Consider the following 19,298-nt stretch of genomic DNA (forward strand, 5'->3'; position numbering starts at 1 on the left):
ATGGAAAATTTGGGGTTATCGGAATGCCCCGCGAGGGTCGTTTGGTAGAATTACGTGTCCCAACCGATATCTCGTATTTCATGTCCACGTTTTCCGACGACGCACAAAGCGCAGATAAGCACGCGGTCGCGCGCAAGAGCACCCTCGTCAGTATCGTGCTGAATGTGGTGCTTGCGACGTTTCAGATCGTCGTCGGCGTGGTTGCGCATTCGCAGGCATTGATTGCCGATGGTATCCATTCGATTTCCGATTTGATCTCGGATTTTGTCGTACTGGTTGCGAATCGCCATAGTGGCGCATCGCCGGATGCCGATCACAATTACGGACACAGCCGCTACGAGACCGTCGCGTCGCTGTTTCTCGGCGCGATCCTGATCGCGGTCGGCATCGGCATGCTCTGGCGCGCCGGCAACCGTCTCGTGAATCTCGAAAACATCCCGGCCGTCCATTTTTCCGCGCTGATCGTCGCGCTCACGGTGCTCGTGTCGAAAGAGGCGCTGTTCCGCTACATGCTGCGCGAGGCGCGGCGCGTGCGTTCGGCGATGCTCGTCGCGAACGCATGGCATGCGCGCTCGGACGCCGCATCGTCGCTCGTCGTCGCGATCGGCATCGTCGGCAGTCTCGCCGGCGTGCGGCTGCTCGACCCGATCGCCGCCGCGATCGTCGGCTTCATGGTCGCGCGCATGGGCTGGACGTTCGGCTATGACGCGCTGCAGGACCTGTCGGATCGCGCACTCGACACTACCGACACGGCCGAGATCCGCGCGCTGCTCGCCGCGACGCCGGGCGTGCGCGACGTGCACGACCTGCGCACGCGCAAGATGGGCGATGCGGCGCTCGTCGACGCGCACATCCTCGTCGATCCGATGATCTCCGTCTCCGAAGGGCATTACATCGCGGAAACCGCACGAGCGCGCGTGCTGCGCGACCCGCGCGTGCTCGACGCGCTGATCCACGTCGACCCCGAGAACGATGTGGCGCGCCGTCCGGCGCTCGCGCTGCCGCCGCGCGCCGAGATCGCGGCGCGGCTCGAGGCCGCGCTCGCGCAGCGCGGGCTGCATCCGGCCGCGATCAACCTGCACTACCTGAGTACGGGGCTCGAGATCGACGTGACGCTCGACGCAGGCGCGGGCGATACCGACGCGGCGCTGGCCGGCCGGCTCGATGTCGACGCGCTGAAGCGCCAGTTCGGCGCGCGCCGGATCGGCTTCACGCGCGGGCTGCCGGCGCAGGCGTGAGCGGCGCCCGCGACTGCGGGCCGCGCGTTACAGCGGCAGTTGCGTGTCGAACTTGATTTCGCGCAGCACGACGCTCGTGCGCACCTGCGACACGGCCGGGATCTTGAAGATCCGTTCGTGCAGGAAGACGTCGTAGGCCTTGATGTCGGGGGCGACGATCTTGAGGATGTAATCGGCTTCGCCCGTCGTGCTGTAGCACTCGGTGACTTCCGGGCAGGTCGCGATCTCGCGCTCGAACTGTTCGACGCCGCCTTCGTTGTGGCGGGTCAGGTGCACGTGCGCGAGCGCACAGACGTGCAGGCCGAGCTTCTCGCGATCGAGCAGCGCGGTGTAGCGCTGGATCACGCCGGACTGTTCCATGTCCTTGATGCGGCGCCAGCACGGCGTACTCGACAGGCCGACCTGGTCGGAGATTTCCTGCACGGAACGGCGCGCGTCGAGCTGCAACAGGCGAAGGATTTTTTGCGAAAAGGAATCGAGCGTCACCTGCGCCTCCATGCGGCAGCTACAACACGCTGAATGTTAGAGGCCCGGGAAAGGAAAGGCAATCTGGCGGCGCGCCGTTGAGCGAGATTCGCTAATTTGCCCGCGGATCCGTTGGGTTTTGTCCCGCTCCCGCCTGTTCCGACCGGTCGGTGTCGGCCACCGCGAGGCCCGCGAGCGCGGCTTGCTGGCGGCGCAGGTCGGCGAGCATGTTGCAGAACAGCGCGCCTTGCTCGATCGCATCGTCGAGCGCGACGTGCGTGTGCGGATGATCGTCGAACCAGTGTTTCGGAAAGCGCGGCTTGATCGCCTTGCGGTACGGCAGGCCCGTCATCGCGAACGCGAGCGTCTTGATGTCGAGCGCCGACCACGAGAACGGGCAGCGTCCGGCGAAGTGCATCATGTACCAGAACATGAACGTGAAATCGAAGCCGGCCGGCATCGCGACGAACACCGGCTTGCCGGGCAGCGCCTCGACCCATTCGACGTACGCGACGAGCGCGGCCGCCGGCGCCTGCAGGTCGCGCCGACACGCGGCCCACGCTTGCGGCTCCGTCTTCCACCACGCTTCCTGCACCGGATGGGCCTGCGCGCCGGGCAGCGTCTCGAGGTTCGCGGAGAACGTCGCGATCAGCTGCTTGTCCTCCGTATAGGCGGCCGACGCGAAGCTCAGCATCGAGTGCGGGCCGGGAATCGGCCCGTCGGCCTCGACGTCGGTGCTGACGTAGATTTCGGGGATGGCGGTCTGGTTCATCCGAACACCTTGTCGGACACGAACGGATTCGTGCGGCGCTCGTCGCCGAAGGTCGACACCGGGCCGTGGCCCGGCACGAACGTGACGTCGTCGCCCAGCGGCCACAGCTTCTCCTTGATCGAGCGCACGAGGTCCGCGTGGTTGCCGCGCGGGAAATCGGTGCGGCCGATCGAGCCGGCGAACAGCACGTCGCCGACGATCGCGACGCGATGCGCGCGGCTGAAGAACACGACGTGGCCGGGCGTGTGGCCGGGGCAGTGATAGACCTCGAGCGTCTCGTCGCCGAACTGCACGGTGTCGCCGTCGTTCAGCCAGTGGTCCGGCTCGAACGTTTCGGCGGCCGGGAAGCCGAAGCGCTGGCTCTGCATCGGCAGTTGCTCGATCCAGAAGCGCTCGTCTTCCTGTGGTCCCACGATCGGCACGCCGTAGTGCGTCGCGAGTGCCTTCGCGCCCGCGCAGTGATCGACGTGGCCATGCGTGAGCAGCACCTTCTCGACCTGCACGTTCTGCCGCGCGATCTCCTGTTCGATCCGTTCGAGATCGCCGCCCGGATCGACGACGGCGGCGCGGCCGGTCTTTTCGCAGACGAGCAGCGAGCAGTTCTGCTGGAACGGCGTGACCGGAATGAGCGTGACTTTCATGGAGGCACCGCGGCGGCTAAAAGGAGCGATTGTACCGGTCGCGCGCGCGGCACGCCGGCCCTGCGGTGCGGTGTCGGACGCCGCTCGTGCGGGCAATCCCGGAGCATCCCGATTGTTACAGCCATAGCGAGAATCAATGGTCCGGACGGGGGCCTTTTCGAGACAGGCTTTTGGTTTATGTATAATGCGCCCCATTGCGCGTGAATTTCACGCAATTCGCTGGTGTTTCGACCCCGTTAAACGGGGTGTCGGATTCACCGTCAAGCATCGACCGCCGGGGAGTCCGGCGGTGTATCCAGCACCGAGCATTCGGTGCTCACGTCTTGTCCGGCCGGGTGCTGCGCGCCCGTCTGCGGCCCTGCTGCCGCGCCGCCGGATGAGGCCTGTGCCGCCGTTCCTGTGCGTTGGCTGTACGCGACGCGCGCGAACCTGAAAGCCATGTTCGATGGCGGCATGTGGGGTCTGGTCAGGCTGCCGGGGACAGGTTGCGCCAGACGTGAAAACTAATCAGGACGGTTGCGGCAGAGACGAAAGCCGCGCCCATGCTAGCCGCCTGCTCGCGTAGCCGAGCGGGGCGTGCACGCATTTGCCGTCCGGGCCGCATATCTGCGTTGTTCAGCAGCGTTGTACTGGTGCGGCCCGAACCAGAAGGCGACACGTCGATGAATTTTCGATTTCCGACTCGATTCGGGACCATTGCTTTATTTTTTGCGCTGACGGGCTGTGCGGTGCCATCCAGCCAGACCACCGGCAGCGCCAACCAGAAGAACGCGGTCAACAAGACGGCCGCGGCCGCGAAAGCGGATGACGACAAGCAGCAACTGAATTTCGATTCCGCGCTGGCATCGATGCCGGCTGCCGACAGCAAGGACGCGAAGAAGTCGTCGCTGGCGGATGCCGAGCCGATCGACGGCAAGGATGTGTCCGAGTTCCGCCAGACGGGCCGGGCATCGTGGTATGGCCGGGATTTCCACGGCCGCCGCACCGCGAACGGCGAGCGCTTCAACATGAACGCGCTGACCGCCGCGCATCGTACGCTGCCGCTGTCGTCGTACATCAGGGTGACGAACGCGTCGACCGGCAAGTGGGTCGTCGTGAAGGTCAACGATCGCGGGCCGTACAAGCGCGGCCGCGTGCTCGACCTGTCGTATGCCGCTGCCCGGATGATCGGCCTCGTGCACGCCGGCACGGGCCGTGTGAAGATCGAAGGGCTGTCGCCGCAGGAAGCGCGCGAGGCACGCGACGAAATGTTGGCGTCGGTCTCGGCGAGGTAACGCGGCGGTTCGTCCGCCTACGCAAAAGGGCTGCCTTCGGGCAGCCCTTTTGCATTTCCGCGTGCCGGGAGGCAGAGGCCGTCCGTGCTCGCGCGTCAGCCTTCCTTCAGCACCAGCGCGCGCGCATACAGCGCGTTGCGCGACGCGCCCGTCAACGCGGCCGCGAGCTTCGCCGCGCTCTTCACCGGCACTTCTTCCAGCAGCAGCTTGAGCAGCGCGTCGTGCGCGGTGTCGTCGGCTTCGCCGCCGTCGGCCGGCGCGCCCTCCACGACCAGCACGAACTCGCCGCGCTGCCGGTTCGCATCGCCGTCGAGCCAGCTCTGTCCTTCGGCCAGGGTGCCCTGGAACAGCTGCTCGTGTAGCTTGGTGAGCTCGCGCGCAATCAGCAGCCGGCGCGCGGGGCCGAACACGTCGGCGAGGGCGGCGACGGTGTCCGCGATCCGGTGCGGCGCTTCGTAGAAGACCAGCGCGTACGGGTGCTGCACGAGCGCCTGCAGCGCGCTCGCACGCTGCTTCGCCTTCGGCGGCAGGAAGCCCGCGAACGTGAACGTGCCGGCCCAGTCGCCCGCCACGCTCAGCGCGGTCACGGCCGCGCTCGCGCCCGGCAGCGGAATCACCGCGAAGCCGGCCGCGCGCACGGCGTCGACGAGCCGCGCGCCGGGGTCCGAAATGCCGGGCGTGCCGGCGTCCGACACGTACGCGACGCGTTCGCCGGCGCGCAGCAGCTCGATCACGCGCAGCGCGGCTTCGCGTTCGTTGTGCTCGTGCACGGCGACGAGCGGCTTCGAGATCCCGTAGCGGGCCAGCAGCTGGCCCGTGTTGCGGGTGTCTTCGGCCGCGATGCGGTCGGCGAGGCCGAGCACGTGCAGCGCGCGCAGCGTGATGTCGGCGGTGTTGCCGATCGGCGTCGCGACCACGTAGAGCGCGGCGTCCGGGTAGTGCTGTGTTTGCGCGAGTTCGAGGAGGGCAGTCATGGCAGGCAATGCGCGCAATCGCGGCGCAAGCGGAACAAGGACGGCATTGTGCCACGCGGCGCCTGCCGCGCCGGGCGGCGAGCGCGGTTTGCCGCGCGGCGGCGGCAATTTTTCCGGCACGACGCGATCCAGGTCGGTCGGCGCGACGTTCGAGCAGCGCGCGCGGCAGTTCCTGGAGCGCCGCGGTCTCGCGTTCGTCGCGGCGAACGTGACGATGCGCGGCGGCGAACTCGACCTCGTGATGCGCACGCCCGACGGCACGCTCGTGTTCGTCGAGGTGCGCGCGCGGCGCAGCACGCGGCACGGCGGCGCGGCCGCGAGCATCGGCTGGCGCAAGCGGCGGCGTCTGGTCGCGGCCGCGCTTCATTTCTGGGTACGGCATGGCGCGGGTGCCGCGTGCCGTTTCGACGTCGTCGCGTTCGAGGCCGGCCGGCTCGAGTGGCTGCGCGATGCATTTCGTGCCGACGATGCGTAGCCGCGAGCTGTGACGAGATGTAAAGAGTTCTCGTCATACCCCCGGAGAGGGTGCCGGAGTGCGGTAAACTCGCCGCACCCATGACGTTGCGCGCGGTGTGCCCACGCGCCCAGTTCACCAGGAATCGATGTCAGTCGAACGTATTCAGCAACATTTCCGTGACAGCGCCGCGCTACACGCCGAAGCGGCCGACGCGCTGTCGCTGCCGATCGCAGCCGCGGTCGATGCGATGTTCGCCGCGCTGGCGAACGGCAACAAGATCGTCGCGTGCGGCGACGGCCCGTCGGCTGCCGCCGCGCACTACCTCGCCGTGTCGCTCGTCGGCGGCTTCGAGCGCGAGCGTCCGGGCCTGCCCGCGATCGCGCTGGCCACCGATGCGTCGCAGGGCGGCCTCATGGGGGCATCCGCCGCCGACCAGCTGTTCGCGCAGCAGGTGCGCGTGCTCGGGCAGACCGGCGACATCCTGCTGGTGCTCGACGCGAGCGGCGCGTCGCCGCGCGTGCTGGCCGCGATCGACGAGGCGCACGAGCGCGAGATGACCGTCGTCGCGCTGACGGGGGGCGACGGCCAAGCCGTCGCGGCCGCGCTGTCCGATACCGATATTCCGATCAGCGTGCCCGCCTCGCGCGCGGCGCGCGTCCATGAAGTCCATCTGCTGACCATCCACTGCCTGTGCGACGGCATCGACGCGATGCTGCTGGGTGAGGATTGAACGAAGGAGAGCCGTCGATGAACCAAAGCCGCGTCAAACAGACGCTCGTCAGAACCACGTTGCTCGCCGCGCTGACGGCGGGCCTCGCGATGTCGCTGCAGGGTTGCGTGCTCGGCGTGCTGGGTGCGGCGGCCGGCGGCGGCGCGCTGATCGCGACCGATCGCCGCACGCTCGGCGCGCAGACCGAGGATCGCGAGATCCAGGTCAAGTCGCTCACGCAGATCAACAACGGGCTGCCGGACCAGTCGCACGTGAACGTGACGGTGTTCAACCGCCGCGTGCTGCTGACGGGCGAAGTGCCGAACGACGCATCGAAGCAGCGCGCTGAGGAAATCGTGCGCGGCATCAACAACGTGAACGGCATCGTCAACGAGCTGTCGGTCGAGCCGGCATCGTCGCTGTCGTCGCGCGCGAACGACTCGTATCTCGAAGGACGCGTGAAGTCCGAGTTCATCGCGACGAAGGGGCTGTCGGCGAACTACTACAAGGTCGTCAGCGAGCGCGGCAACATCTATCTGATGGGCCTCGTGACGGTCGACGAAGGCAATCGCGGCGCGGATGCGGCGAGCCAGGTGCCGGGCGTCGAGAAGGTCGTGAAGGTGTTCCAGTACATCCAGCCGCAGGACGCGCAGGCATTGCAGGCCGCGTCGCCGAGCGGGGCATCCGGCGCGCAGCCCGCCGCCGCGCCCGCGGATGCCGCGACGGTCGGTGCCGTGCCCGATGCGTCGGTCCAGTCCACGCCGCTGCAACCGCCGGCGCCGATCTCGAATTCGTCGAGCGTGCATCCGGGTAACCCGAAGGCCACGCCGCAATGAAGTCGACGCAGATGAAGTTGAAGCAATGGATGGTGCAGGGCGCCGCGGCGGCCGCGCTCGCGGCCGGCGCGCTCGGCACGGCGCATGCGGACGTCGGCGACGGCCTGAAGGTCGCGCGCGGCAATGCCTGCATGGGCTGCCACGCAGTGGACCGCAAGCTCGTCGGTCCGTCGTTCAAGGACATCGCCGCGCGCTACAAGTCCGATCCGCAGGCCGTCGCGAAGCTGTCGAAGAAGGTGAAGGACGGCGGCTCCGGCGTGTGGGGCGCGATTCCGATGCCGGCACACCCGCGCATGAGCGACGCGGATCTGCGCTCCGTGGTCGAATGGGTGCTGGCCGGCGCGCCGTCGAAGTGACGCGTCGGGGTGACGGAACCCCTATTGCCAAGCGCGGAAATGCATGTGTATGATGGTTGTCTGTTGGGGCGGTAGCTCAGCTGGGAGAGCGTCGCGTTCGCAATGCGAAGGTCGGGAGTTCGATCCTCCTCCGCTCCACCAACGGATTCCGAAGGGCCCGGTCGCAAGACCGGGCCCTTTTGTTTTTCCGCGTGTCCCGCTCCGCCGCCGTCACCCCCGCCCGAAACTCGGCCGCTTCGGATCGTACGTCCAGCCCGGCACCAGATACCGCATCGCCATCGCATCGTCGCGCGCCGTGCCGCCGACCTCGCGATACAGCGCATGCGCGGCCTCGACCTCCGCCATGTCGAGCTCGATCCCGAGCCCCGGCCGCTCCGGCACGGCCACCTGGCCGCCGACGATCTCGAGCGGCTCGCGCGTGAGCCGTGCGTCGCCTTCCTGCCAGATCCAGTGCGTGTCGATCGCGGTGATCGTGCCGGGCGCCGCCGCGGCCGCATGCGTGAACATCGCCAGCGACACGTCGAAGTGGTTGTTCGAGTGCGAACCCCACGTGAGCCCCCAGTCGCGGCACAGCTGCGCGAGCCGCACCGAGCCCTGCATCGTCCAGAAGTGCGGATCGGCGAGCGGGATGTCGACCGCCTGCAGCCGCACCGCATGATCCATCTGCCGCCAGTCGGTCGCGATCATGTTGGTCGCGGTCGGAATGCCGGTCGCGCGCCGGAACTCGGCCATCACCTCGCGGCCCGAATAACCGGCTTCCGGCCCGCACGGGTCCTCCGCGTACGCGAGCAGATGACCTTGCCCGCGACACAGCGCGACCGCTTCGTCGAGCGACCACGCGCCGTTCGGGTCGAGCGTCGCGCGCGCGTCGGGAAAGCGCGCCTTGATCGCCGCGATCGCTTCCATTTCGTCCGCGCCGGCCATCACGCCGCCCTTCAGCTTGAAATCGGCGAAGCCGTAGCGCTCGACCGCGGCCTCGGCCTGCCGCGCGATCGCGGCCGGCGTGAGCGCGGCTTCGTTGCGCAGCCGGAACCACGGATCGGCGGCGTGCGTCTCGTCGCGATACGGCAGGTCGGTGCGGTGCCGCTCGCCGATGTAGAACAGGTACGCGAGCATCGGCACCGCGTCGCGCTGCTGGCCTTCGCCGAGCAGCGCCGCGACCGGCACGTCGAGATGCTGGCCGAGCAGGTCCAGCAGCGCTGCCTCGATCGCGGTGATCACGTTGTCGAGCCGCAGGTTGATCTCGTGCGGCTGGCGCAGCACGGCCGCCTCGCCGGCCGACGTCACCTCGTGCCGGATCGTCCGGCCGGCCGTCGCACCGGCGCCGGACAACGCCGCGCGCACCGCGTTGAGCGTCGCCTGGTAACGCCCGATCGACTGGCCGACCACGAGGCCGGTCATCCGCTCGAGCGCCTGGCGGATGCCTTCGCCGCCGGGCACTTCGCCGACGCCCGTGTGGCCGCTGCTGTCGTCGAGGATCACGAGGTTGCGCGTGAAATACGGTGCGTGCGCGCCGCACAGGTTCAGCAGCATGCTGTCGCGGCCGGCGACGGGGATCACCTGCATGCGCGTGACGCGCGGCGTGCCGGCACGGCGGGATTCGGACATCGGTTCGCTCCTGGTTCCGGTGATGCACGGGCCGCCGGACCCGCCGGCGCGGCCCGCGCCGTTCAGTTCAGCTCGACGCGGCGGATCTCGCCGACGACGAACAGGTAGCAGATCACGGCGACCAGCGCGTGCGCGACGACGTACACCAGCGCGCCGTTGAACGAGCCGCTGCGGTCGACGATATAGCCGATCGCGATCGGCGTGGTGATGCTGGAAAGATTGCCGCACGTGTTGAGCAGCGCGCCGCTCAGGCCGGCGATCTGGCGCGGCGCGGTGTCGGCGTTGACGGCCCAGCCGAGCGCGCCGAGCCCCTTGCCGAAGAACGACAGCGCCATGAACAGCACGACCAGCACGTGCGAGTCGGTGTAGTTGCAGACGATCATCGACATCGACAGCAGCATGCCGATCACGATCGGCACCTTGCGCGCGACCGACAGCGACTGGCCTTGCTTGAGCAGCGCGTCGGACACGATGCCGCCGAGAATCCCGCCGAGGAAGCCGCACACGGCCGGGATCGACGCGACGAGCCCCGCGTTGAGGATCGACATCCCGCGCGCCTGCACGAGATAGACGGGGAACCACGTGATGAAGAAGTAGGTGAGCGCGTTGATGCAGTACTGCGCGACGTACACGCCGACGAGCATCCGGTTCCTCAGCAGCGCCTTCACGTGACGCATCGACGGCCCGCCGTCGCGCGCGCCGGTCGCCTGGTCGATGTTGACGAGCGCGCCGCCTTCGGCGAGGTAGTCGAGCTCCGCATCGTTGATACGCGGGTGCGCCTTCGGGTCGTACATCGTGCGGTTCCACACCAGCACGAACGCGAAGCCGAGCACGCCCATCACCGCGAACACCGACTGCCAGCCGTACGCGTGCACGAGCCAGCCCATCAGCGGCGCGAACACGACGGTCGCCGCGTATTGCGCGGCATTGAAGATCGCCGACGCGGTGCCGCGCTCCGCGGCCGGGAACCAGGTGGACACGATCCGGCTGTTGGCCGGGAACGACGGTGCCTCGGCCGCGCCGACCAGGAAGCGCAATCCGAACAGCAGCGCGAACGCGGCTGCGCCGCCGAAGAAGCCGATGCCGCCCTGCAGCAGCGTGAACAGCGACCAGAAGAAGATGCTGAACGCATAGACGATGCGCGACCCGAAGCGGTCGAGCAGCCAGCCGCCCGGCAGTTGCGCGATCACGTACGACCAGCCGAACGCCGAGAAGATGAAGCCCATCTGCACGTGGCTCAGGTGCAGCGCGCGGGCCAGCGCCGGACCCGCGATGGCGATCGCCGCGCGATCCGCGTAGTTGATCGTCGTGACCGCGAACAGCACGGTCAGCACGAGCCAGCGCACGCGGGTGCGCCGGGCCGTTGCCGACGCGGACGCCGGCAATGCGTGAAGCGGATTCATCAGTGTCTCCTCCGAAGGGCGGAAGGTGCCGTCGTGCGGCTGCGCGTCGGGTGCGCGCGTTTTTTCGTGGTGGTGTTGCCGGCCGGAGGCCGGACGCCGGACGCCGATGCCCGGGGGCACGGCGTCCGGATCATTCTGTCACGGCGAAATATGCGCTTTCATGCCAATTACTGACTTGATCGATTCAGGAATTGAATCGATTGGAGGCGGCCGCGAATTGTGGGCGCGATTCGGCGGCAGGCCCGTTCACGCGTGCGCGTCGTCCGGGCCGGCGCCGTGGTGGGCCGCGACGTGTTCCGCGAGAAACTCGACCGCGGCGCGCACGCCAGGCAACTGGCCGCGCCGGTGCGGCATCAGCAGTGTGGTCGTGACGGTGCCGGCCCGCCAGCCGGGCAGCACGCGCACGAGCGCGCCCGACGCGAGCGCGGCGCCGGCGATCCAGTCGGGCAGGCATGCGATCCCGAGGCCGGCCGTCGCGGCCTGCAGCAGCAGCGTCGACTCGTCCGCCTGCATCCGGATGCGCGGGGCGACGTCGACGGTGTCGCCGGCGCGCTGCAGCCGCCATGGCTGAGGACCCGGATGAAGCCCGTCGTGCCGAGCGAGGTCGGCCGGTGCGTCCGGTGTGCCGGCACGCGCGAGATACGCGGGCGACGCGACGGCGACGATCGGCGACGTGGCCAGCGGCCGTTGCACGAGTGCGGAATCGGGGAGCGGCGCGAAATGACTGCGGACCGCGATGTCGAAGCCTTCCTGCGCGATGTCGACGAGCCGGTCGCTCGCATGAATCTGCAGCAGCAGCTTCGGGTGCACGATCGCCAGCGCCGGCAGGCATGGCGCGAGGATGTGCTGCGCCACCGGCACCGAACTCGTGATCCGCACGACGCCGGCCGGTTCGGCCGCCTGCCGCAGCACGGCGTCGCGCGCGCTTTCGGCCTCGATCACCGCCGCGCGCGCATGCTCGAAGAATTCGGCGCCGACCGGCGTCAGCCGGAAGCTGCGCGACGTGCGATGCACGAGTCGTGCGCCGAGCGTGCGCTCGAGCTCGGCCACGCGCTTGCTGACCGTCGATTTCGGCAGGTCGAGCCGACGTGCGGCCGCCGACATGCTGCCCGCGTCGACCGCCTGTACGAAGAGGTAGAGATCGTTCAGATTCACTGTCAGCGTCCACCAGGAGAAACGACGGGTTTCGATTCTAGCGGCTACTGCGCGATCGTTCGTCATGGGAGCATGACTGCTCGATCAACTTCTGCGAAATCCCCATGTCTCCGATCCTTCTCTACGGCATTCCCGCCGGTTGCTCGTTCGGCTCGATCGTGGCGCTCGAATGGGCAGGCCGGCCTTACCGGCTGTCGCGCATCACGATGCCGGGCCTCGTGACGAGCGACGCGTTCCTCGCGCTGAACCCCGCCGCCGAGACACCGGCGTTCGTGACCGCGAACGGCGACGTGCTGACCGAAAGCGTCGCGATCCTCGGCCATGTCGGCGCACAGGCGCTCGACAGCGGCCTCGCGTTCCGCCAGGGCAGCGCGGATTTCGACCGTCTGAACCGCATGCTCGCGTGGTTGAACACGACGTTCTTCAGCGCGTTCGGCGCGCTCTGGTACGTGTACGAACACGGCGCCGAGGGCGCCGAGAAAGCCGTGCTGCAGGCATACGGTCGCGGCAAGGTGCTGAAGGCGCACCGTCACCTCGAAGCACTGCTCGAGCGCGGCGACGGTCCGTGGCTGCTCGGCGCGCAACGCACGCTGGCCGACGCGTATTTCGCGGGAATCGCCCGCTGGGCCGACTATCACGCGGTGTTCGAGCAGGATGCGTTTCCGCACGTCGCCGCGCTGCGCGCACGGCTCGCCGACGACGCCGGCGTGCAGTTCGCTCACGCGATCGAGGAAAACCGGCCGCTACCGGCGTCGTCGGCCTTCGAAGGGCATGTGTCGCTCGACGATGCGCTCGCCAGCGCGCGCGTGACCGCGATGCCGGCCGCGACGCTCTGAAGACGGGGCAGCGCGCTCACCCGACGCGCACGGCGTCGGCAAATTTTTACCCGGGTGATATTGACATTCAATTTACACCCGGATAAAAATAGCGTCATTCCGATTTCTGCCCACGGGCGACCACGATGACGCTCTCCACACTTCTCCCTTCCTACACGGCGTTCGACGGCCACCGGCGCGTCGCGTCGGGCCCGCTCGCGACGGTGGCGGTCGCGGTCCGGCAGGCGGCCGGCGACGCCATGTCCGGCACGATCGTGATCTTCGACGACGCGACCGGCCGCTCGATCGACCTCGACCTGCGCGGCACGGCGGACGATATCCGCGCGCGTTACGCGGCAGCGCCGGGCGATGCATCCGCGCCCGCCGCGCAGGGAGGCGGGGCGGGCGAACAACGCGGCCGCGGCCGTCCGAAGCTCGGCGTCGTGTCGCGCGAGGTCACGTTGCTGCCGCGTCACTGGGAGTGGCTCGCCGCGCAGCCGGGCGGCGCGTCCGTCGCGCTGCGCAAGCTCGTCGAGGACGCGCGGCGCACGCATGCGGCGGCCGACCGGCGCCGCGACGCGCAGGCACGCGCCTATCACTTCATGTCCGCGATCGCGGGCGACCTGCCCGGTTTCGAGGAGGCCGCGCGCGCGCTGTACGCGAACGACCTCGCGCGGCTGGCCGAGTGGGTCGCCGGCTGGCCGGACGACGTGCGCGACCATGCGCTCGCACTGGCGCGCGGCGATCTGCCGCCGTCGACCGAAGACTGCTGAAGGAGCACACGACGCGATGACGACGTTCGATCTGAACCGCGGCGCGATCGCGCCGGTCGCCGACGAAGCCGACCTCGTCGACCTGCGCGTGACCGGCACGATCCCGCCCGAACTCGACGGCACGCTGCTGCGCAACGGCCCGAATCCGCCGGGCGGCCGTTTCGAAGGCAACGACGTGCTGTCGTGGTGGCCGGAAGCGGCGATGCTGCACGCGATCGCGTTCGAACGCGGCCGCGCCGCGGGTTACCGGAACCGCTGGGCCCGCACGCGCCGCTGGGCCGATGTTCACGCACCGGAGCAGGCGCCGCATCTGCCCGACACGAATCCGAACGTGAACGTGCTGCAGCACGCGGGCGAATTGCTCGCGCTGGCCGAAGGCGGCGCGCCGCTCGCGATCACGGCCGCGCTCGACACGCTCGGTGCGCCCGCGCGGCACGCGGCGTTCGGCGGCGCGATGACCGCGCATCCGAAGGTCGATCCGGTGACCGGCGAACTGATCCTGTTTCGCGCGGACTGGCGCGCGCCGTGGCTGCGCTACGGTGTCGCGGACGCGCAGGGCGTGCAGCGCGTCGACCTCACGGTCGACGTGCGCGCGCCGTCGATGATGCACGACCTCGCGATCACCGAGACCCGCAGCCTGCTGCTCGACCTGAACGTGGGTTACGACTTCGCGATGCTGAAGCACGGGCACCGGATGCCGCTGCGCTGGCACGACGACCGCGACGCGCGGATCGGCGTGATGCCGCGCCACGGCGGCGACGTGCGCTGGTTCGGGATCGAGCCGTGCTTCGTCCAGCACGTGGTGAACGCGTACGACTGCGATGCGTCGTGCATCGTGCTCGATGCGGTGCGCTATCCGTGGTTCCTGCGGCTCGACGCGCGCACCGGCCGGTTCGCCGACAACCCGGTCGGCGAACTGTGGCGCTACGTGATCGATACCGCGAACGGGCTGGTCGACGAGGGGCCGCTCGCCGATGGCGGCATCGAGCTGCCGCGCATTAACGAAAGCCGGACCGGGCGCCGCTACCGTTACCTGTATGCGGCCGAGCAGCCGAACCACACCGAGATGCGCGGCGTGATGCGCTTCGATCACATGCGCGGCACGACGACGCGTTACGCGGTGCCGGCCGGCGACCAGAATGGCGAGCCGGTGTTCGTGCCGCGCCCGGGCGGCACCGACGAGGACGACGGCTGGCTGCTGGTGGTGGTCTACCGCGCGGCGACGGATACGAGCGACGTCGTGATCCTCGATGCGCGCGCGATCGACGCGGCGCCGGTCGCGACCGTGCACCTGCCGCGCCGCGTGCCGGCCGGGTTCCACGGCGCGTGGGTGCCGAGCGAGCGCCGCGCGTGAGCGGCCGCACGCGTCACTGCGCGCGCAGCGCGTCGACGATGCTCAGCCGCGCGGCGCGCATCGCCGGCAGGAACCCGCCGACGAGCCCCATCACGAGCGAGAACAGCAGCGTCTTCACGACGATCGCGGGCGTCAGCACGAAACGGAACGACAGGTCGGAGAAAGTCTGGAAGTTGGTCGTCGAGAACGACGCGAACTCCATCAGCGACGCGCACGCGAGCCCCGCGACGCCGCCGACGAAGCCGAGCAGCAGCGCCTCCAGCAGGAACGCGGCGAGCACGTTCATGCGCTTGAAGCCGAGCGCGCGCAGCGTGCCGATCTCGGCGGTGCGGTTCGCGACCGATGCATACATCGTGATCATCGCGCCGATCATCGCGGCGATCGAGAAGATCGTCGACAACGTGATGCCGAGGATGTTGATGAAGGTCGACAGCGCCTTCGACTGGTCGCCGTAAAACGTCTGCTCGCGCTTCGCTTCGTCGGTGAGGCGCGGGTCGACGTCGGTGTCGGCCGTGAAGCGCGCGAAGCCGTCGGCGCTCGGGATGCGCAGCACCATCGACGAATAGCTGGTGCGCCGGAACGACTGCATCAGCTGGTCGACGTCGCCCCAGATCTCCGAATCGAAGCCGCTGCCGCCCGCGTCGAAGATGCCGACGACGGTCCAGTCGCGCTGCGCGAAATGCAGGCGGTCGCCGAGCTGCGTGCCGCTGAAGCCTTTCGCGATCGCGCTGCCGACGACGATCTCCGACGAGCCCGGCGCGAACGTGCGGCCGGCGACCAGCTTCACGCGCGGGCGCAGCGCGAGGCCGGCCGGCGACACGCCGCGGATCACGACGTTCGACGGCTTGCCGGTCGACGTCTTCACGAGCGAGATCAGCACGACGGCTTCCTTCGACACCTGCGGCCGGCCGTCGGGGCCGAGCGCGACGGCCGGATGCATCTCGAGCGCGTTGGCCTGCTGGTGGTCGATCGCGCTCTGGATCTCGGTTTCCGCGCCCTTGCGGATCACCACGACGTTGTCGGGTTCGCCGGTCGACACGAGCGTCTGCGTGAGCCCCGCGTCGAGCATCTGCACGGTCGCGAACACGAAGATCACCAGCGCCATCCCGCCCGCGGTGAGCGCGGTGGTGAGCCGCCGGGTCCACAGGTTGCGCGCGATGTAGGTGAGCGGAATGGCCATCGATGCGCGCCTCTAGCCGATCGCCCGCAGGCCTTCGACCACGCGCACGCGTGCCGCCTGCCACGCCGGCACCAGCGCGGCCGCGAAGCCGACCGCGATCGAGCACGCGGCCTGCAGCGCCATCGTCCCGTCCGACACCCTGAACACCGGAAAGATGCCGCCCGCGGCCTGCTTGAAGAGGCTCGCGGCCGGCGGCGTCGCGAGCATCCCGAGCCCGCCGCCGACCACCGCGATCACGACCGATTCGCCGAACACGAGCAGCGCGAGAAAACCGGGGCCGAAGCCGAGCGCCTTCAGCGTCGCATATTCGGCGGTGCGTTCGCGCGCGCTCATCGCCATCGCGTTCGCCATCACGGCCATGATGATCAGGATCACCACGTACGACACGACGCGGATCGCCGCGATGATCTGGTTCGACATCGCAACGAAGCCGAGCTGGAACGCCTGTTCGGTCTCGGTCAGCGTTTCGGCGAGCGAGTTCCTGAACACCGCGTCGACGTTGCGCGCGATCGCGGCGCCGTCGTCCGGGTGCGCGACGCCGAGCACGAACACGCCGACCTGGTCGGCCTGCTTCGGCGTGCGCTTGCGCACCGTCTCGTTCAGGTAGTCCCAGTGGAACACCAGCTGGCGCGTGATCGTCGAGTCGTCGCGGCCGTCGAGAATGCCGCGCACGACGAAATCCCACGTGCCCGGGTAGATCGTGCCCTTCAGCGGAATCACGTCGCCGACCTTGAAGCCGAACTGCGTCGCGAGCTGACGCCCGACGAGGCAGCCGCGGCGGTCGCGGACGTAGTCGGCGCGCTGCTGCGCCGGGAGGATGAATTCCGGATACAGGTCGAGGTAGTTTTCCGACACCGCGAAGCTCGCGAAGAAGTTCTTCGGGTCGCGGTAGATGCCGCCGAACCAGTTCGAGCGGACCACGGCCGTCACGCCGTCGACGCCGCGGATCCGGTTCTCGTAGCTGACCGGCAGCGGGAACACGAGCGAGATCGCGTTGCGCGTGACGAGCCGGCCGCTCGACGCGGCGGCCGCGCCCGCGTACCACGCGTCGACGACGGTGTGCAGCAGCCCGAACGCCAGCACCGCGATGGTCAGCCCGAGCACGGTCAGCAGCGTGCGCAGCCGGTGCCGCAGCGCGTTGCGCGCGATCAGCTTGAACACCATCATCGTGCGCGCTCCCGTCCGTCAGACGGCGTGCCCATCGATCAACTCTCCTTTCTCCAGATGCACGAGCGACTGCGCGGCGGCGGCCGCGTGCGCATCGTGGGTCACCATGATGATCGTCTTGCCGAGCTCGGCGTTCATCCGCTGCAGCATCGCGAGCACGTCGGTGGCCGACGCGCGGTCGAGGTCGCCGGTCGGCTCGTCGGCGACGATCAGCACCGGGTCGGTGATCAGCGCGCGCGCGATCGCGACGCGCTGCTGCTGGCCGCCCGACAGCTCGGACGGGTAATGGCTGGTCCGGTCGCCGAGATTCACCATGTCGAGCACCAGCTCGACGCGCTCGCGCCGTTCGCGGCGCGACAGGTGCGTGAGCATCAGCGGCAGCTCGACGTTCTCGAACGCGGTGAGCACCGGCATCAGGTTGTAGAACTGGAAGATGAAGCCGACGTTCGCCGCGCGCCATTCGGCCAGTTGCGCTTCCTCGAGCCGCGAGATGTCGAGGCCGCCCACGCGCAGCTCGCCGCTGTCGGGCCGGTCGATGCCGGCGACGAGATTGAGCAGCGTGCTCTTGCCGGAACCCGACGGCCCCATCAGCGCGACGAAGTCGCCTGAGCCGATGTCGAGCGTGATGTCGGTCAGCACCGGCACGACCTGGTTGCCGCGCCGGTACGACTTCGCGACGTGGCTGATCTCGACGAGGGGCGGCGAGGCGTCGTTCACGCGCGCCACGCTACTTCTTCGCGACGGCGACTTTCGCGCCGTCCTTCAGCTTCGCGCCCGGCGCGAGCACGACCGTATCGCCGGGCTTCACGCCGCGGATCGCGACGAGTTCGCCGATCCGCGCGCCTCGGGTCACCGCCGTCGCACGCACCGTGTCGTCCTTCACGACGAACACGACCGGGCGGCCGTCGCGCTCGACCACCGCGCTCGCCTGCACGGCCGTCACCGGCTGCCGGTCCTGCGGCGACGCCGGCTTCGACAGGAACGCGATCTTCGCGCTCATGTCGGGCAGCACGCGCTCGTCGCGGTCGACGAAACGCACCTTCACGAGCACCGTCGCCTTCGAGCGGTCGACGGTCGGCACGATGCGCGACACGCGGCCCGCGAAGCGCATGTCGGGCAGCGCGTCGAGCTGGATCTCGCACGGCTGCTCCGCGCGGATCTTCGCGATGTTCGATTCGGCGACGTCGGCCTCGACCTCGAGCGTGTCCATGTCGGCGATCGTCACGACCGCGCCCTTGCTGTCCGACGCGGACGAGAACGGCGTGATGTTGTCGCCGACGTTCGCGTGCTTCGCGAGCACGATCCCGTCGAACGGCGCGCGGATCACCGTCTGGTCGACCGCGACCTGCGCGGCCTGCGCATTGGCTTCGGCGGACGCGATCGCGGCTTCGTCGCTGTTGACCGACGCACGTGCCTTGTTCACGCGGGCCGTGTCGATGTCGAGCTGCGCGGCCGGCACCGCGCCCTTCGGCGCGAGCGCGGCGGTGCGGCGCAGCGCGATCTCCGCATCCTTCAGCTCCGCCTGCGCGACGCCGAGGTTGGCACGGGAGACCTGTGCCTGCGCGCGTGCCTGTGCCAGCGACGCCTGCACGTCGCGGCTTTCGAGCCGCGCGATGATCTCGTCCTTCTTCACGCGCGTGCCCTCGAGCACGCCGAGCCACTCGACGCGACCCTGGCCCTTCGACGCGACCGCCGCCTTGCGCTGCGGCACGACGTAGCCGGTCGCGTTGAGCTGGGTGTCGTTCTGGTACGGGTAGGCGGACGTGACGGAGGTCGTGTCGACCGTCGGCCGGCCGGTGAGCGCCAGCGCGGCGACGATCGCGACGATGACGAGCGCGGCGGCGACCGCGTAGCGGACCCACCGGCGCCGGCGTGGCGCGGGTGCGATCGGACGCCGGTCGATTTTCAGTTTGTCCAGATTGTGATCGGGCAATTTGGGCGCCTTGCGACGGCGGCGGTCTCGTGACCGGCCGCGTCCGGTTGGGACGGAAGGTGGCCAGTATAGCGTCGGCGCGACGGGCGCGAGAGCCGGTTTGTCGGACGATTGACGCAGGTCCCGGCGGCGCGTCGCGCGGGCGCGAAACCCGTGCCCCCCGGGGAAACCCGAACGATGCAAGCTGC

General features: G+C 69.1%; 20 protein-coding genes and 1 tRNA gene. 10 read left to right on the forward strand and 11 right to left on the reverse strand.

Annotated elements, in window-relative coordinates; genetic code table 11:
* Window positions 1-80: 80 nt before the first annotated feature.
* On the forward strand, window positions 81-1,238 hold the full coding sequence (locus tag DIE02_RS30035) for a cation diffusion facilitator family transporter (protein ID WP_044846356.1): 1,158 nt from the start codon (window positions 81-83) through the stop codon (window positions 1,236-1,238).
* Window positions 1,239-1,265: 27 nt separating this feature from the next.
* On the opposite strand, the gene DIE02_RS30040 is transcribed toward DIE02_RS30035, so the two are convergent.
* From DIE02_RS30040 to DIE02_RS30050, 3 genes are all read right to left on the reverse strand, one after another.
* Window positions 1,266-1,736 carry an Lrp/AsnC family transcriptional regulator gene (locus tag DIE02_RS30040; RefSeq protein WP_006477376.1) on the reverse strand — a complete coding sequence of 157 codons (471 nt, stop codon included), beginning with the start codon at window positions 1,734-1,736 and terminating at the stop codon, window positions 1,266-1,268.
* Between the two features lie 79 nt (window positions 1,737-1,815).
* A complete protein-coding gene (locus DIE02_RS30045) occupies window positions 1,816-2,475 on the reverse strand; it encodes an exonuclease (protein WP_044846355.1) in 660 nt (219 codons plus the stop codon).
* Window positions 2,472-3,116 carry an MBL fold metallo-hydrolase gene (locus DIE02_RS30050; protein ID WP_044846354.1) on the reverse strand — a complete coding sequence of 215 codons (645 nt, stop codon included), beginning with the start codon at window positions 3,114-3,116 and terminating at the stop codon, window positions 2,472-2,474. Before DIE02_RS30050 ends, DIE02_RS30045 begins: the two co-directional genes overlap by 4 nt.
* A gap of 662 nt (window positions 3,117-3,778) precedes the next feature.
* On the opposite strand from DIE02_RS30050, the gene DIE02_RS30055 reads away from it, so the two are divergent.
* The gene (locus tag DIE02_RS30055) at window positions 3,779-4,390 is read left to right on the forward strand and encodes a septal ring lytic transglycosylase RlpA family protein (RefSeq protein ID WP_124486878.1); all 612 of its coding nucleotides are present in this window, start codon (window positions 3,779-3,781) and stop codon (window positions 4,388-4,390) included.
* 95 nt (window positions 4,391-4,485) lie between these two features.
* Here DIE02_RS30055 and rsmI read toward each other — a convergent pair whose 3' ends face one another.
* Complete coding sequence (rsmI, locus tag DIE02_RS30060; RefSeq protein ID WP_044846352.1) at window positions 4,486-5,364, reverse strand: 16S rRNA (cytidine(1402)-2'-O)-methyltransferase; 879 nt, start codon at window positions 5,362-5,364, stop codon at window positions 4,486-4,488.
* Window positions 5,365-5,410: 46 nt separating this feature from the next.
* Between rsmI and DIE02_RS30065 the strand changes: the two genes are divergently transcribed.
* The 5 genes from DIE02_RS30065 (at window position 5,411) to DIE02_RS30085 (ending at window position 7,863) form a co-directional block, all read left to right on the forward strand.
* Complete coding sequence (locus DIE02_RS30065) at window positions 5,411-5,839, forward strand: YraN family protein (protein ID WP_124486891.1); 429 nt, start codon at window positions 5,411-5,413, stop codon at window positions 5,837-5,839.
* A gap of 127 nt (window positions 5,840-5,966) precedes the next feature.
* Entirely contained in the window at window positions 5,967-6,551 is a 585-nt protein-coding gene (locus tag DIE02_RS30070; protein WP_044846350.1) for an SIS domain-containing protein, read from the forward strand.
* Window positions 6,552-6,568: 17 nt separating this feature from the next.
* A complete protein-coding gene (locus tag DIE02_RS30075) occupies window positions 6,569-7,366 on the forward strand; it encodes a BON domain-containing protein (RefSeq protein WP_124486879.1) in 798 nt (265 codons plus the stop codon).
* The gene (locus DIE02_RS30080) at window positions 7,363-7,722 is read left to right on the forward strand and encodes a c-type cytochrome (protein ID WP_124486880.1); all 360 of its coding nucleotides are present in this window, start codon (window positions 7,363-7,365) and stop codon (window positions 7,720-7,722) included. Before DIE02_RS30075 ends, DIE02_RS30080 begins: the two co-directional genes overlap by 4 nt.
* A 65-nt stretch (window positions 7,723-7,787) precedes the next feature.
* Window positions 7,788-7,863 (forward strand) — tRNA-Ala (locus DIE02_RS30085).
* 69 nt (window positions 7,864-7,932) lie between these two features.
* On the opposite strand, the gene DIE02_RS30090 is transcribed toward DIE02_RS30085, so the two are convergent.
* From DIE02_RS30090 to DIE02_RS30100, 3 genes are all read right to left on the reverse strand, one after another.
* Window positions 7,933-9,330: an enolase C-terminal domain-like protein gene (locus tag DIE02_RS30090; RefSeq protein WP_124489221.1), complete on the reverse strand. Its 1,398-nt coding sequence runs from the start codon at window positions 9,328-9,330 to the stop codon at window positions 7,933-7,935.
* A 62-nt stretch (window positions 9,331-9,392) separates the two neighbouring features.
* Complete coding sequence (locus DIE02_RS30095; protein WP_124489222.1) at window positions 9,393-10,733, reverse strand: MFS transporter; 1,341 nt, start codon at window positions 10,731-10,733, stop codon at window positions 9,393-9,395.
* 246 nt (window positions 10,734-10,979) lie between these two features.
* Window positions 10,980-11,954, reverse strand: a complete 975-nt coding sequence (locus DIE02_RS30100; protein WP_124489223.1) for a LysR substrate-binding domain-containing protein — start codon at window positions 11,952-11,954, stop codon at window positions 10,980-10,982.
* 38 nt (window positions 11,955-11,992) lie between these two features.
* On the opposite strand from DIE02_RS30100, the gene DIE02_RS30105 reads away from it, so the two are divergent.
* The 3 genes from DIE02_RS30105 (at window position 11,993) to DIE02_RS30115 (ending at window position 14,830) form a co-directional block, all read left to right on the forward strand.
* Window positions 11,993-12,724 (forward strand): glutathione S-transferase family protein, encoded by a 732-nt coding sequence (locus DIE02_RS30105; protein WP_124489224.1) that lies wholly within the window; start codon window positions 11,993-11,995, stop codon window positions 12,722-12,724.
* Between the two features lie 125 nt (window positions 12,725-12,849).
* Entirely contained in the window at window positions 12,850-13,476 is a 627-nt protein-coding gene (locus tag DIE02_RS30110; protein WP_044846344.1) for a DUF2239 family protein, read from the forward strand.
* A 16-nt stretch (window positions 13,477-13,492) separates the two neighbouring features.
* On the forward strand, window positions 13,493-14,830 hold the full coding sequence (locus DIE02_RS30115; RefSeq protein ID WP_124489225.1) for a carotenoid oxygenase family protein: 1,338 nt from the start codon (window positions 13,493-13,495) through the stop codon (window positions 14,828-14,830).
* A 13-nt stretch (window positions 14,831-14,843) separates the two neighbouring features.
* On the opposite strand, the gene DIE02_RS30120 is transcribed toward DIE02_RS30115, so the two are convergent.
* Genes DIE02_RS30120 through DIE02_RS30135 form a run of 4 tightly spaced genes read right to left on the reverse strand, consistent with a single transcriptional unit; the run spans window position 14,844 to window position 19,110 of the window.
* Complete coding sequence (locus DIE02_RS30120; RefSeq protein ID WP_124489226.1) at window positions 14,844-16,010, reverse strand: ABC transporter permease; 1,167 nt, start codon at window positions 16,008-16,010, stop codon at window positions 14,844-14,846.
* Window positions 16,011-16,022: 12 nt separating this feature from the next.
* A complete protein-coding gene (locus DIE02_RS30125; RefSeq protein WP_124489227.1) occupies window positions 16,023-17,177 on the reverse strand; it encodes an ABC transporter permease in 1,155 nt (384 codons plus the stop codon).
* 18 nt (window positions 17,178-17,195) lie between these two features.
* Window positions 17,196-17,894 (reverse strand): ABC transporter ATP-binding protein, encoded by a 699-nt coding sequence (locus DIE02_RS30130; RefSeq protein ID WP_124489243.1) that lies wholly within the window; start codon window positions 17,892-17,894, stop codon window positions 17,196-17,198.
* 10 nt (window positions 17,895-17,904) lie between these two features.
* Window positions 17,905-19,110: an efflux RND transporter periplasmic adaptor subunit gene (locus tag DIE02_RS30135; protein WP_044846340.1), complete on the reverse strand. Its 1,206-nt coding sequence runs from the start codon at window positions 19,108-19,110 to the stop codon at window positions 17,905-17,907.
* Window positions 19,111-19,298 lie beyond the last annotated feature (188 nt).

Origin of the sequence: Burkholderia sp. Bp8991, assembly GCF_003853795.1 — a bacterium.
Taxonomy (GTDB): Bacteria; Pseudomonadota; Gammaproteobacteria; order Burkholderiales; family Burkholderiaceae; genus Burkholderia.

What these genes read in the sequence shown, in the direction of transcription:
- DIE02_RS30035 (WP_044846356.1), top strand. Translation starts at nt 81, where the DNA reads ATGTCCACGTTTTCCGACGACGCACAAAGCGCAGATAAGCACGCGGTC.
- DIE02_RS30040 (WP_006477376.1), bottom strand. Translation starts at nt 1,736, where the DNA reads ATGGAGGCGCAGGTGACGCTCGATTCCTTTTCGCAAAAAATCCTTCGC.
- DIE02_RS30045 (WP_044846355.1), bottom strand. Translation starts at nt 2,475, where the DNA reads ATGAACCAGACCGCCATCCCCGAAATCTACGTCAGCACCGACGTCGAG.
- DIE02_RS30050 (WP_044846354.1), bottom strand. Translation starts at nt 3,116, where the DNA reads ATGAAAGTCACGCTCATTCCGGTCACGCCGTTCCAGCAGAACTGCTCG.
- DIE02_RS30055 (WP_124486878.1), top strand. Translation starts at nt 3,779, where the DNA reads ATGAATTTTCGATTTCCGACTCGATTCGGGACCATTGCTTTATTTTTT.
- rsmI (WP_044846352.1), bottom strand. Translation starts at nt 5,364, where the DNA reads ATGACTGCCCTCCTCGAACTCGCGCAAACACAGCACTACCCGGACGCC.
- DIE02_RS30070 (WP_044846350.1), top strand. Translation starts at nt 5,967, where the DNA reads ATGTCAGTCGAACGTATTCAGCAACATTTCCGTGACAGCGCCGCGCTA.
- DIE02_RS30075 (WP_124486879.1), top strand. Translation starts at nt 6,569, where the DNA reads ATGAACCAAAGCCGCGTCAAACAGACGCTCGTCAGAACCACGTTGCTC.
- DIE02_RS30080 (WP_124486880.1), top strand. Translation starts at nt 7,363, where the DNA reads ATGAAGTCGACGCAGATGAAGTTGAAGCAATGGATGGTGCAGGGCGCC.
- DIE02_RS30090 (WP_124489221.1), bottom strand. Translation starts at nt 9,330, where the DNA reads ATGTCCGAATCCCGCCGTGCCGGCACGCCGCGCGTCACGCGCATGCAG.
- DIE02_RS30095 (WP_124489222.1), bottom strand. Translation starts at nt 10,733, where the DNA reads ATGAATCCGCTTCACGCATTGCCGGCGTCCGCGTCGGCAACGGCCCGG.
- DIE02_RS30100 (WP_124489223.1), bottom strand. Translation starts at nt 11,954, where the DNA reads ATGACGAACGATCGCGCAGTAGCCGCTAGAATCGAAACCCGTCGTTTC.
- DIE02_RS30105 (WP_124489224.1), top strand. Translation starts at nt 11,993, where the DNA reads ATGTCTCCGATCCTTCTCTACGGCATTCCCGCCGGTTGCTCGTTCGGC.
- DIE02_RS30110 (WP_044846344.1), top strand. Translation starts at nt 12,850, where the DNA reads ATGACGCTCTCCACACTTCTCCCTTCCTACACGGCGTTCGACGGCCAC.
- DIE02_RS30115 (WP_124489225.1), top strand. Translation starts at nt 13,493, where the DNA reads ATGACGACGTTCGATCTGAACCGCGGCGCGATCGCGCCGGTCGCCGAC.
- DIE02_RS30120 (WP_124489226.1), bottom strand. Translation starts at nt 16,010, where the DNA reads ATGGCCATTCCGCTCACCTACATCGCGCGCAACCTGTGGACCCGGCGG.
- DIE02_RS30125 (WP_124489227.1), bottom strand. Translation starts at nt 17,177, where the DNA reads ATGATGGTGTTCAAGCTGATCGCGCGCAACGCGCTGCGGCACCGGCTG.